This is a genomic window from Streptomyces sp. Ru72 (genome assembly GCF_002920635.1).
GTDB lineage: Bacteria > Actinomycetota > Actinomycetes > Streptomycetales > Streptomycetaceae > Streptomyces.
Genome location: NZ_PQSR01000050.1, coordinates 16,624 through 28,675, shown reverse-complemented (window position 1 = coordinate 28,675; position 12,052 = coordinate 16,624). Strand labels below are relative to the sequence as shown.

Genomic DNA, 12,052 nt, shown 5'->3' with positions numbered 1-12,052 from the left:
CCGTCGGCCACTTACTTGCCGCCCGGCTAGTTCACTACACTAGGGAAGGTAGCCCCGTAACTAGCCGGGCGTCAAGTAAGTTTCGTAGGCTCGGTCAGGAGGCCTTGCACAGGCTCTCCGGGAGTGCGAGGAGTACGAGGATGGGCGGCACCACCATGGAAGGCACCAAGCGACAGCGGCGCGGGGACACCCGCCAGCGCATCCAGGACGTGGCGCTCGACCTCTTCGCCGAGCAGGGCTACGAGAAGACCTCACTGCGGGAGATCGCCGAACGCCTGGACGTCACGAAGGCGGCGCTCTACTACCACTTCAAGACCAAGGAAGAGATCCTCGTCAGCATCTTCGAGGACCTGACCCGCCCGATGGACGAACTGATCGAGTGGGGCAAGGCGCAGCCGCACACCCTTCAGACCAAGCAGGAGGTGCTGCGCCGCTACAGCGAGGCGCTGGCCGGCGCGGCCCCGCTCTTCCGCTTCATGCAGGAGAACCAGGCCACGATCCGCGAGCTGAGCATCGGCAACCAGTTCAAGGACCGGATGCTGCAGATGCGCGACATCATCCGGGACCCGGACGCCTCCCTGACCGACCAGGTCCGCTGCGTCAGCGCGCTGTTCACGATGCACGCGGGGATGTTCGTCCTGCAGGAGGTCGAGGGCAATCCGGAGGAGAAGCGCGAGGCGGTCCTGGAGGTCGCGATCGACCTGGTCACCCAGGCCCACTCGGGCGAGGGCACTTCGTAGGGCCGGCCGGACACACCTCAGACGGCCACGCCCCTGCTCCTCAGGTAGGCGACGGGGTTGACGGCGGATCCGTAGTTCGGGGTCGTACGGATCTCGAAGTGCAGGTGCGGGCCGCTGGAGTTGCCCGTGTTGCCGGACAGCCCGATGCGCTGACCGGTGACGACGGCCTGGCCGACCCTGACGTCGATCCTCGAGAGGTGGGCGTACTGCGAATACGTGCCGCCCGCGTGCCTGACGACGACGGCCTTGCCGTACGCCGCCCCGTCCCCGGCGCCGCCCGCCCCGGCCTTGACGACGGTCCCGGCGTGCGCGGCGACGACACTCGTCCCGCTCGGCACGGCGAAGTCCTGCCCGCTGTGGCTGGACTTCCACATGCCGCCGGCCTGGTTGAAGCCGGCCGTGAGCGAGTAGTTCCTGACCGGATGGACCCAGGACGCGGCGCTCACCGCGCCACTCCCGGCGGCGGCCGCCACATCGGCTCCCAGCACTGCTGAAACCCCGGCACCGGCGGCCAGTACGGCCAGCCGTGCACGCATCCGGGACGTACGGGAGGAGGAGGGCATGACGCTCTGGGACATGGAAACCTCGGGACATGGGGGGCTTGACCGTTTCTTGGTACAAGCCAGCCCTGTTGATTACCAAACGGGCGGTCTACGAGGACATGTCGTACTGGGTGGGAAATCGCCCGTTCGTGGGCGCACGACACCGGTGGACGGGTGCTACTAATCGTCCTCGTACCAGCTCCTCCCCCTGTGTGACATGTCACCCGGCGGGCCCGCTAGGCTGACCCACCGTCACGGACCGAGCACGGGGGAGCAGATGGATGCAGCGGCCCTGGGCGTCAAGGTGGCCTCCAGCGTGGTCACCCCGCTCGTGAAGCGGCTCTTCGTCACGGAGGGGCCCGGCGCCGGGCTCGTCGACAGACCGGTGCGCGTCTCGGAATTCGTCTCGTTCCGCGGCGAGAAGCGCGCCCTCGCCGAGAAGGAGCTCACCAAGCTCGCCGCCGAACTGGTCAGGCGGGCCGTCACGGCGGAGGGCGAACGCCCGCTGCCCGAGGACGAGACACCCGCCGTCGTCCTCGCCCTGGCCACCACCCTGCATGCCCTCGGCGACCTCGACATGACGGACGTCCAGGCCGTGCGACTGGGTCACCAGACCCTCGCCCTGCACCTGCGGGCCGCGAGCGGCACCCCCGACCGCGACCTCTCCCTCGACGCCACCCTCTTCTACGAGCGCGTCCTGGAGATCGCCTGCCTGCACATCCTGCACTTCTTCACGCAGCGGTCCACCTTCGTCCCCCGCACCCTGGTCGAACAGACCCGGCGGCAGGCCGAGATCATCGCGAAGATCGACGAGCTGATCGCGCGCACCCCGCGCACCGGCGGCACCGACGCGGCCTTCGACCAGCGCTACCTCGCCTACGTGGCCAGCAAGCACAGCCACCTGACCATCTACGGAATCGACCTCGTCAACTCCCCTGAGCGCTGGCCCCTCGACTCGGCCTACCTCAGTCTCCAGGCGCTGCGCCCGGACGAGGAGACCGACGCCCGTATCGCCACCGCCTCCGCGGCCCTCCCGGCCGACCAGGCCCTCACCGGCCACGACCGGGTCCTGCTGCGCGGGGTCGCCGGCTCGGGCAAGACCACGCTGGTGCAGTGGCTGGCGGTGACGGCGGCCCGCGGTGAGCGCGGCGACCGGATCCCGTTCGTCCTGCCGCTGCGCACCCTCCTGCGCCGCCCCGGCGGGCTGCCGGCGCCCGACGCCTTCCTGGACGCCGTCCGCGTCCCCTTCCACGCCACCCAGCCGCCCGGCTGGGCCGACCGGGTCCTCACCGACCGCCGCGCACTCCTGCTCGTCGACGGCATCGACGAGATCCCCGAGGGCGAACGGGAGCGCACCCGGCGCTGGCTGCGCGACCTGCTCGACGTCTACCCCGGCAACCAGTGGCTCGTGACCTCGCGCCCCTCCGCCGTGCGCGAGGACTGGCTCGCCCCCGACGGCTTCACCGAACTCTCCCTCGCCCCCATGAGCCGCGACGACGTCGCCGCGTTCGTCCGCCGCTGGCACACCGCGGCGCGCGTCGGCGCGCCCGACACCGACCGCCTCGACGACTACGAACACTCGCTCCTGGACGCCGTACGCACCAAGCCGGACCTCGGCCGGCTCGCCACCAACCCGCTGATGTGCGGGCTGATCTGCGCCCTGCACCGCGACCGGCGGGGCTATCTGCCGCACGGCAGGCAGGAGTTGTACGAGGCGGCCCTGTCGATGCTGCTGGCGCGGCGCGACGAGGAGCGGGACATGTTCGTCCGGCAGGACGGCATCCACCTGACCGAGGCCCCGCAGATCCAGCTGCTGCAGCGCCTGGCGTACTGGCTGATCCGCAACAACCAGTCCGAGCTGGACCGTGAGCGCGCGGAGCGGATCATCGCCGACGTGCTGCCCTCGCTGCCGGCCGCCGCCTCCCAGGGCGACGCCGGCCAGATCCTGCGCCACCTCCTGGTCCGCAGCGGACTGCTGCGCGAACCCGTGCCCGACACCGTCGAGTTCGTCCACCGCACCTTCCAGGACTACCTGGGCGCGAAGGCGGCGGTCGAGGACGGCGACTTCGGGCTGCTGGTGCGGGGTGCCGCCGACGAACAGTGGGCGGACGTGATCCGCATGGCGGTGGCGCACGCACGGCCACGGGAGAGGGCCGAACTGCTGGACGACCTGATCGCGTCCGCCGACGGGGCGCCGGGAGCGGCCGGCACACGCATCCGGCTCCTGGCGCTCGCCTCGCTGGAACACGCGACGGAACTCGATCCCCGTGTCCGCACCCGGGTGGAGTCCGAGGCCGCCGCGCTCATCCCACCCCGTACGACGGCGGAGGCCCGCGCCCTCGCCGAGGCCGGCCCCCTCGTCCTGGAACTGCTTCCGGGGCCGGAGGGTCTGACGGACGCGGAGGCGAGAGCCGTCGTGATCACGGCGTCGCTCATCGGCGTGGAGGCGGCCATCCCGGTACTGGCCCGGTTCCGGTCGCATCCGTCGCTGAAGGTACGGGCCCAGCTCATGTGGACCTGGTTCCGTTTCGACACCGAGAGGTACGCGGAGGAGGTCGTGGCGCACCTGCGGCCGGACGGCCTGTACTTCACCGCTCACTCCGTCGCGCACTTGCGCATCCTGCGCGAGCTGGGCGGGCCGTCCATGCTCCAGATCGTGGGGGACCTCGCACCGGACGACATCCGTGCCGAGCTCCGCCCGGACCAGGTGCGCAGGCTCGTCGTACGGGACAATCGCGCCCTGCGGGACCTGGCGTTCGTCTCCGAGCAGGGGCAGCTTCGCGAGTTCGACCTCAGCGGCTCGCCGCACGTCGAGGACCTGGCTCCGCTTGGCGGACTTCCGCTCGCCCGGCTGACGCTGCACAGCACGCCGGGCCTGGAGAAGCCGGATGCGCTGGCACCCCTCGCCCCTACCCTCAAGGCGCTCGAAATCGCCATCGCCCTGCCTGTCGACTCCCTGGACGCGGTCCTCCCCGCCCAGCTGGAATACGTCCGTCTCAGCAGGGATGCCCTCCGGTCCAACGGGCTCCGCGGCCTGCGACACGCGCACAGAGTGCAGAGGCTGGGCCTCGCCTCACCCCCACAGAGGCTCACGGCCGAGGACTTCGAGGAGGTCGTGGCCATGCCCGCACTCAAGGAGCTGCACATCGACTGGAATGCCACCGGCTGGGAGGCGGGCCCTGTCCTGTCCCGGGTCACCAGGCTGCGGCTGAACATGTTCACCGGGAACGAGGACCTCTCCCGACTCCGCACGCTCTTTCCCGGAGTGACGAGCCTCACCCTTCGTCTCGCCCCGGACGTGGCAGACATCCCGGCACACGTCCTCGATCTCCTGCCGTGCCCGCCGGCCGTCGAAAAGGTGGACGGCGTGCTCTGACGGCCACCGCCGGAAAAAGGGGCTGCCCCGGGACCGAAGTCCCGGGGCAGCCCCTTTCCGTCTCACCCCCGCAGGGGTCAGTCCTTGCTCAGGTTCGGACCGCCACCGGCCGCCTGCTCGATCGGCGGGACGTCCGGCAGAGCCGACTTCTCCTCACCACGGAAGGTGAACTTCTGGGCGTCGCCCTCGCCTTCCGTGTCGACGACCACGATGTGGCCCGGACGCAGCTCCCCGAAGAGGATCTTCTCGGACAGCGTGTCCTCGATCTCGCGCTGGATCGTGCGGCGCAGCGGCCGGGCACCCAGCACGGGGTCGTAGCCCTTCTTCGCCAGCAGCTCCTTCGCGGACTGGGCGAGCTCGATGCCCATGTCCCGGTCCTTGAGCCGCTCGTCGACCTTGCTGATCATCAGGTCGACGATCGCCAGGATGTCCTCCTGGGTCAGCTGCGGGAAGACCACCACGTCGTCGACGCGGTTGAGGAACTCGGGCCGGAAGTGCTGCTTGAGCTCGTCCGACACCTTGTTCTTCATGCGCTCGTAGTTGGTCTTCGTGTCGCCCGCGGCGGCGAAGCCGAGGTTGAAGCCCTTGGAGATGTCCCGGGTGCCGAGGTTGGTCGTCATGATGATGACCGTGTTCTTGAAGTCCACGACCCGGCCCTGGGAGTCGGTCAGGCGACCGTCCTCCAGGATCTGCAGGAGCGAGTTGAAGATGTCCGGGTGCGCCTTTTCGACCTCGTCGAACAGGACCACCGAGAACGGCTTCCTCCGCACCTTCTCCGTGAGCTGGCCGCCCTCCTCGTAGCCGACGTAGCCGGGGGGCGAACCGAACAGACGGGAGACCGTGTGCTTCTCGCTGAACTCCGACATGTCGAGGGAGATCAGCGCGTCCTCGTCACCGAACAGGAACTCCGCCAGCGCCTTGGACAGCTCGGTCTTACCGACACCGGACGGGCCCGCGAAGATGAACGAACCACCCGGACGCTTCGGGTCCTTCAGGCCCGCACGCGTACGGCGGATCGCCTTCGACAGCGCCTTGACGGCGTCCACCTGGCCGATGACCCGCTTGTGGAGCTCGTCCTCCATGCGGAGCAGGCGGCTGGACTCCTCCTCGGTGAGCTTGAAGACCGGGATGCCCGTGGCCGTGGCCAGCACCTCGGCGATCAGCTCGCCGTCGACCTCGGCGACGACATCCATGTCGCCGGCCTTCCACTCCTTCTCCCGCTTGGCCTTCGCGGCGAGCAGCTGCTTCTCCTTGTCGCGGAGAGAGGCCGCCTTCTCGAAGTCCTGGGAGTCGATCGCGGACTCCTTGTCCCGGCGGACGGCCGCGATCTTCTCGTCGAACTCGCGGAGGTCCGGCGGTGCGGTCATCCGGCGGATGCGCATCCGGGAACCGGCCTCGTCGATCAGGTCGATCGCCTTGTCCGGCAGGAAGCGGTCCGAGATGTAGCGGTCGGCCAGGGTGGCGGCCTGGACCAGGGCCTCGTCCGTGATGGAGACGCGGTGGTGCGCCTCGTAACGATCGCGCAGGCCCTTGAGGATCTCGATGGTGTGCGGCAGGGACGGCTCCGCGACCTGGATGGGCTGGAAGCGGCGCTCCAGGGCCGCGTCCTTCTCCAGGTGCTTGCGGTACTCGTCGAGCGTGGTGGCGCCGATGGTCTGCAGCTCACCGCGGGCCAGCATCGGCTTCAGGATGGAGGCCGCGTCGATGGCGCCCTCGGCGGCACCCGCACCGACCAGCGTGTGCAGCTCGTCGATGAACAGGATGATGTCGCCGCGGGTGCGGATCTCCTTGAGCACCTTCTTCAGGCGCTCCTCGAAGTCACCGCGGTAGCGGGAGCCGGCGACCAGCGCGCCCAGGTCGAGGGTGTAGAGGTGCTTGTCCTTGAGGGTCTCGGGCACCTCGCCCTTGACGATGGCCTGCGCCAGGCCCTCGACGACCGCCGTCTTGCCGACGCCGGGCTCGCCGATGAGCACCGGGTTGTTCTTGGTGCGGCGGGACAGCACCTGCATGACCCGCTCGATCTCCTTCTCGCGCCCGATGACCGGGTCGAGCTTGGACTCACGAGCGGCCTGGGTGAGGTTCCGGCCGAACTGGTCCAGGACGAGAGAGGTCGAGGGCGTGCCCTCGGCCGGGCCGCCCGCGGCGGCGGTCTCCTTGCCCTGGTAGCCCGACAGCAGCTGGATGACCTGCTGGCGGACACGGTTGAGGTCTGCTCCGAGCTTGACCAGGACCTGGGCGGCGACGCCCTCGCCCTCGCGGATCAGGCCGAGCAGGATGTGCTCCGTGCCGATGTAGTTGTGGCCCAGCTGAAGGGCCTCGCGGAGCGACAGCTCCAGGACCTTCTTGGCACGGGGGGTGAAGGGGATGTGCCCGGACGGGGCCTGCTGGCCCTGGCCGATGATCTCCTCCACCTGCTGGCGGACCGCCTCGAGCGAAATCCCGAGGCTCTCCAGGGCCTTAGCGGCGACACCCTCACCCTCGTGGATCAGGCCCAGGAGGATGTGCTCGGTGCCGATGTAGTTGTGGTTGAGCATCCGGGCTTCTTCCTGAGCCAGGACGACAACCCGCCGCGCGCGGTCGGTGAACCTCTCGAACATCGTTAATCGCTCCTCAGAGCGGTCAGGCAGTGGGGGGAACTTCCCCTCCCTGTCCTTCCGCAGCTTAGTCCCGCAAGCGGGGACCGCTCATTCCAACTGCCGACACCGTCGATGGCCTCCTGACCCCGAACGCCGACATCTGCTCCAACCCGATGGTGCGAGACGATGTTCCCGCAGGCCAGGCAGATACCCCACTCGCCAGTACGCCGATGGCGAACGTGAGACAGCCTTTCCCGCACAACGCCCCCTCCCACTAGGGATGTCTTACCCGCCGACACCGACAGTCCATGCCGCGCGCACCGTTTCCCTCCGCTACGGGCGAACATCCTTGCGCCGCCGAACACCCCTGTACGCCCCTTTTTTCGGCACTTGGAGCAATCGATCGACCACCCAGCGTAACCTCGCGCCGACTCGGGCGGTTGCTCCGTACATGGTCCACACGGTCCACCCGGTGCCCCCTCCACGAAGGCCACTCGATCCCGGCACGAGCGGCAGCGTGCGTCAGTGGTACGAGAACGAGCTGGGCTGGCCGACGGCGCCCGGAGAGCCCGTGCGGTTGGTCACCGGTGTGCGCTTCGACGTGCTGGAGGTGCCCGCGGAGGCCGGTTTCACCGCGCTCAGACACCTGGGGCCCGCCTCCCCGGTCGCGTTGTGCGCCGGGCGGATGCGGCTGCTGGTGGCGGCGGGCAGCGCGGAGGAGCTGCCGGGGCTGCTCGACTGGCTGGAGTGGGGGGCGCTGGCCCTGGACCTCACGGCGACCGGGGCGGGCGGGCAGATGGAGGCGCCGCCGCCGCCGGGATGCGCGCCGGCTCGGGTGCCGCATCCGGCCGGCACCCCGGGATCCCGGCCGCTTCCCCTGGACCGGGCCGTCTCACAGGGGGCCGCCGTCTGGCTGCGGCCCCCCGAGCCGGGGTGCGAGGTCGAACAGGTGCTGCCGACATTGTCGGCCATGGGGGGCGGTGGGGGTGCCCCCGATCTGGTACGGCTGGTCGACACGATGGCGACGCAGTGCCACCGGGTCCGGCTGCGGCGCGCGTGCGCTCAGCCCATCGCCTTCTCGTAGGCCTCGCGGATGGTCGCCGGAACACGGCCGCGGTCGTTGACCTCGTAGCCGTTCTCCTTCGCCCAGGCGCGGATCTGCGCCGTGTCCTGGCTCCCACCGGAAGCGGCCGCACGGGCCTTTCCGCGCCCACCCGAAGCACGGCCTCCGGTGCGACGGCCGCCCTTCACATACGGCTCGAGAAGGCTGCGCAGCTTGTCCGCGTTGGCAGTCGTGAGATCGATCTCGTACGTCTTGCCGTCCAGTGCGAACGTGACGGTCTCGTCCGCCTCGCCACCGTCGAGGTCGTCGACAAGAAGGACCTGAACCTTCTGTGCCACCGGATTTCCTTTCATCGATAACTTCAGGGCCGAGGGTCTGCGGCCGGTGCCGCCCGTTTCGCGTCCCCTGTTATATGCAGTACTGCAGTACGTCGGAAAGCAAACCGCTTTTGCCGGAAAAACACAAACCCCCCGGGAGGGACCGACGGACGGCCGGGAGACCGGAAACATGCGCGTTTCGGACATAGGGAACCCGGGCAAGGTCGTCGGACTGAACCGCGGCCGAATAGTCTCCCGCGATCGCCCGGCGATCACAGATGCAGAAGCATCCGGCTGTTGCCCAAGGTGTTCGGTTTCACTCGTTCGAGACCGAGGAACTCCGCCACGCCCTCGTCATAGGAACGCAACAGCTCGGCGTAGACATCCTGGTCGACGGGCGTCTCGCCGATCTCCACGAAGCCGTGCTTCCCGAAGAAGTCGACTTCGAAGGTGAGACAGAAAACGCGGCGAACGCCGAGCCACCTGGCGGTCTGCAGCAACTTCTCCAGCAACTGGTGACCCACGCCCAGGCCCCTGGCCTCGGGCGTCACCGCGAGAGTGCGGACTTCCGCCAGGTCCTCCCACATCACGTGCAAGGCGCCGCAGCCCACGACCTCGCCGTTGTCGTCGCGTTCCGCGACCCAGAACTCCTGGATGTCCTCGTAAAGCGTGACGGTCGCTTTGTCGAGCAGGATGCCGCGGCGGACGTAGGAGTCGAGGAGGCGGCGCACCGCCGGGACATCGCTCGTCCTGGCCCGTCGTACAGTGATGGCTTTTGCGGTGGCTTCAGGGCGCTTCGCTGGCATGAGCGGACGCTATCGCCCGGTGCCGCCCTCCGCCGAGGCGGGGTTGTTCTCCTCGGGCGTCACGGCCGGGAGCTCGGGACCGGTTTCGGCACTCGGGGGTTCCTGGGTGCTCTCCGGGCCCTGCACGATGCGCATCGCGTCACGGAGTGCCTGTCTCTGTTCGTCGCTCATCATGCCGAAGAAGGCGACAAGCGCGGCGGCCGGGTTGTCGCTCTGCGACCAGGCGTCGTTCATCAGCGCGGCCGCGTAGGCGGCACGGGTGGAGACCGCCTCATATCGATAGGCTCGGCCTTCCGCTTCCCGGCGGACCCAGCCCTTCTGATGGAGATTGTCCAAAACGGTCATCACTGTGGTGTAGGCGATGGACCGTTCCTGCTGAAGGTCTTCCAGGACTTCTCGAACGGTCACCGGGCGGTTCCACTTCCACACCCGCGTCATGACCGCGTCTTCGAGTTCTCCCAATGGGCGAGGCACGCTTAGCACAATAGTGGGAGAAGTCGCCAATGGCTTGCGGGACGTGCACTTACACGACAAACCGCAGCAAAAAGGGCGTACGACCCCTAAACACACTCGGGGCATGAGTCGTACGCCTGGCGGCACGGGGTGCCGCCCGGAAGACCCGAGGGCCGGACAAAAAGGGTCAGGCGTCGGCGTCCCCGGACTTCCGGGGAGCGCTTTCGGCATGCGCGAGGGCCGCGTCGACGGCGGCGTCCTCCTTGGCCTTGTTGGCGCCGCCCTGGGTCTTCACGATCACCCGGATGAGCCCGATGAAGAACACGGCCATGACGACCGGGGGCACGAGCGCGGAGACGTAGTCCATGCGTCAAGAGTAGCCAGGGGTGTCCGAAGGATCCCGGTCGGGTGGGCGTCACCGGATTGCGCCGATCCGGGGTCTGCCTCTTCGACGGGCCCTATCCGGCCGCGAGCTGCCCGTGGGAGTGGGCCGGAGGGCTCGGCTTCCGCTTCGGCGGGAAGACCTCGCCCGGGGTCGGGATCGGGCGGCGCGTCGGGCGCGGGGCCTGGGGCTCACGACGGGGAGCGGGCTTCTCCGGCTTGCGCTCGGGCTTCCGCTCGGGTTTGCGGGTCGGCTCCTCGGGCCGCTCCTCCTCGCTCGCACGGCCGCCTGGCAGGGCCGTCAGACGCGCACGGCAGACCGGGACCGCGGACCCGCGGGGAGCGAGGTGCGCGCGCCCGCCGGGCTCGGCCGGTGCCGAAATCCTCGTGCCGGGCGTACGCCGCGACGGGGCGAACGTCGCCTGCTGGGGCACCAGGGCCCGGCAGCGGTCGAGCAGGACGTCGGCCAGGGGGGTGCCGCGCAGGGCGCGCAGCGCGGCGAGGTCGTCCGGGACAGGGCGGTAGCCGGCGCGGAGGGCGTCCTGGAGGAGGGTGAGGTAGCCGCCGGCGGCACCCGGGAGGGCGGCGCGGTAGCGGGCGAGGTCGGCCAGCAGGAAGGCCCTGAGGCGGTCCCCCTCGCGCACCGCCGCGTCGACGGACTCGGCGAGTCGGAGGCAGTCCTGGACGTCCTCGGCGGAAGCGGTGCGGGGGTTCAGGGCGAGGGCGAGGGCGCGGCGGAGCACGCGCAGCTCCTCCGCGCCGAAGGCCAGGGCGCCTCGGGATCCGTGTGGCGTGGGCATGCGGGGACGCTACCGCTAATCGGACAAAACGGATCCCTCCGGGTGCCGTGTCGCTCTGGGGTTCCCCCAGGTGGGGGCGCGGGTGCGCCTGTTCGCCGTTGAGCTGTTCGCCTTTCGGCGGGTGCTGCTCGCGCTGACCCGCGCGCCCACGGGCGGAGCCGCATATCGACACGACCCGCGCCCCTGGGGGGCGCTCAGCCCCCCATACGGGAGACGTTCCGTTCGTACACCAACCGCAGGCCGATCAGTGTCAGCCACGGTTCGTGTTCGTCGATCACCGCCGACTCGCCCAGGACCATGGGAGCCAGGCCGCCCGTCGCGATGACCGTGACGTCGTCCGGGTCGTCCGCCAGTTCTCCGGCCATGCGGGTGACCACGCCGTCCACCTGGCCCGCGAAGCCGTAGACGATTCCCGCCTGCATGGCCTCGACCGTGTTCTTGCCGATCACGCTCCGCGGCCGCGCCACCTCGATCTTGCGCAGCTGCGCGCCCCTGACGCCCAACGCCTCGACCGAGATCTCGATGCCGGGTGCGATGACGCCGCCGACGTACTCCCCCCGCGCGCTGACCGCGTCGAACGTCGTGGCCGTGCCGAAGTCCACGACGATCGCCGGGCCTCCGTAGAGCTCGACGGCCGCGACCGCGTTGATGATCCGGTCCGCGCCGACCTCCTTGGGATTGTCGGTCAGGATCGGCACGCCCGTCTTGACGCCGGGTTCCACGAGGACCGCGGGCACGTCTCCGTAGTAGCGACGGGTCACGTCGCGCAGCTCGTGCAGCACGGACGGCACGGTGGCGCAGATCGCGATGCCGTCGATGCCGTCGCCCAGGTCCTCGCCGAGGAGCGGGTGCATGCCCATCAGGCCCTGGAGGAGGACCGCCAGCTCGTCGGCCGTGCGGCGGGCGTCGGTGGAGATGCGCCAGTGCTCCACGATGTCCTCGCCGTCGAACAGGCCGAGGACGGTGTGCGTGTTGCCTACGTCGATGGTCAGCAGCAT

General features: G+C 69.6%; 11 protein-coding genes. 3 read left to right on the top strand and 8 right to left on the bottom strand.

All coding sequences use genetic code 11. The annotated features are described in order from the left end of the window. Positions 1-140 precede the first annotated feature (140 nt). Entirely contained in the window at positions 141-740 is a 600-nt protein-coding gene (locus C3488_RS22540; RefSeq protein WP_103842150.1) for a TetR/AcrR family transcriptional regulator, read from the top strand. 17 nt (positions 741-757) lie between these two features. On the opposite strand, the gene C3488_RS22535 is transcribed toward C3488_RS22540, so the two are convergent. Then, entirely contained in the window at positions 758-1,318 is a 561-nt protein-coding gene (locus C3488_RS22535; protein ID WP_103842149.1) for a M23 family metallopeptidase, read from the bottom strand. Positions 1,319-1,559: 241 nt separating this feature from the next. Here C3488_RS22535 and C3488_RS22530 point away from each other — a divergent pair, with 241 nt between their 5' ends. Further along, positions 1,560-4,658 carry an NACHT domain-containing NTPase gene (locus C3488_RS22530; protein WP_103842148.1) on the top strand — a complete coding sequence of 1,033 codons (3,099 nt, stop codon included), beginning with the start codon at positions 1,560-1,562 and terminating at the stop codon, positions 4,656-4,658. A gap of 77 nt (positions 4,659-4,735) precedes the next feature. Here the strand turns inward: C3488_RS22530 and C3488_RS22525 are convergent, their stop codons facing one another. After that, positions 4,736-7,255: an ATP-dependent Clp protease ATP-binding subunit gene (locus tag C3488_RS22525; protein ID WP_103842147.1), complete on the bottom strand. Its 2,520-nt coding sequence runs from the start codon at positions 7,253-7,255 to the stop codon at positions 4,736-4,738. Positions 7,256-7,685: 430 nt separating this feature from the next. On the opposite strand from C3488_RS22525, the gene C3488_RS22515 reads away from it, so the two are divergent. Beyond that, positions 7,686-8,318 (top strand): SCO3374 family protein, encoded by a 633-nt coding sequence (locus C3488_RS22515; protein WP_103842142.1) that lies wholly within the window; start codon positions 7,686-7,688, stop codon positions 8,316-8,318. Here the strand turns inward: C3488_RS22515 and C3488_RS22510 are convergent. From C3488_RS22510 to C3488_RS22485, 6 genes are all read right to left on the bottom strand, one after another. Continuing rightward, on the bottom strand, positions 8,297-8,635 hold the full coding sequence (locus C3488_RS22510) for an Lsr2 family protein (protein WP_103842140.1): 339 nt from the start codon (positions 8,633-8,635) through the stop codon (positions 8,297-8,299). The two genes, C3488_RS22515 and C3488_RS22510, sit on opposite strands and share 22 nt — an antisense overlap. Positions 8,636-8,886: 251 nt before the next feature. Then, the gene (locus C3488_RS22505) at positions 8,887-9,420 is read right to left on the bottom strand and encodes an amino-acid N-acetyltransferase (RefSeq protein WP_103842139.1); all 534 of its coding nucleotides are present in this window, start codon (positions 9,418-9,420) and stop codon (positions 8,887-8,889) included. A gap of 9 nt (positions 9,421-9,429) precedes the next feature. Next, on the bottom strand, positions 9,430-9,858 hold the full coding sequence (locus tag C3488_RS22500; protein WP_103842137.1) for a BlaI/MecI/CopY family transcriptional regulator: 429 nt from the start codon (positions 9,856-9,858) through the stop codon (positions 9,430-9,432). A gap of 202 nt (positions 9,859-10,060) precedes the next feature. Next, positions 10,061-10,240: a hypothetical protein gene (locus tag C3488_RS22495; RefSeq protein WP_103842136.1), complete on the bottom strand. Its 180-nt coding sequence runs from the start codon at positions 10,238-10,240 to the stop codon at positions 10,061-10,063. 91 nt (positions 10,241-10,331) lie between these two features. Beyond that, positions 10,332-11,054, bottom strand: a complete 723-nt coding sequence (locus tag C3488_RS22490) for a hypothetical protein (protein WP_258053581.1) — start codon at positions 11,052-11,054, stop codon at positions 10,332-10,334. Between the two features lie 194 nt (positions 11,055-11,248). Continuing rightward, positions 11,249-12,052 (bottom strand): type III pantothenate kinase, encoded by an 804-nt coding sequence (locus C3488_RS22485; protein ID WP_103842134.1) that lies wholly within the window; start codon positions 12,050-12,052, stop codon positions 11,249-11,251.

Coding starts and splice junctions, on each gene's coding strand:
- C3488_RS22540 (WP_103842150.1), top strand. CDS start 141: ATGGGCGGCACCACCATGGAAGGCACCAAGCGACAGCGGCGCGGGGAC.
- C3488_RS22535 (WP_103842149.1), bottom strand. CDS start 1,318: ATGTCCCAGAGCGTCATGCCCTCCTCCTCCCGTACGTCCCGGATGCGT.
- C3488_RS22530 (WP_103842148.1), top strand. CDS start 1,560: ATGGATGCAGCGGCCCTGGGCGTCAAGGTGGCCTCCAGCGTGGTCACC.
- C3488_RS22525 (WP_103842147.1), bottom strand. CDS start 7,255: ATGTTCGAGAGGTTCACCGACCGCGCGCGGCGGGTTGTCGTCCTGGCT.
- C3488_RS22515 (WP_103842142.1), top strand. CDS start 7,686: ATGGTCCACACGGTCCACCCGGTGCCCCCTCCACGAAGGCCACTCGAT.
- C3488_RS22505 (WP_103842139.1), bottom strand. CDS start 9,420: ATGCCAGCGAAGCGCCCTGAAGCCACCGCAAAAGCCATCACTGTACGA.
- C3488_RS22500 (WP_103842137.1), bottom strand. CDS start 9,858: ATGACGCGGGTGTGGAAGTGGAACCGCCCGGTGACCGTTCGAGAAGTC.
- C3488_RS22495 (WP_103842136.1), bottom strand. CDS start 10,240: ATGGACTACGTCTCCGCGCTCGTGCCCCCGGTCGTCATGGCCGTGTTC.
- C3488_RS22490 (WP_258053581.1), bottom strand. CDS start 11,054: ATGCCCACGCCACACGGATCCCGAGGCGCCCTGGCCTTCGGCGCGGAG.
- C3488_RS22485 (WP_103842134.1), bottom strand. CDS start 12,052: ATGCTGCTGACCATCGACGTAGGCAACACGCACACCGTCCTCGGCCTG.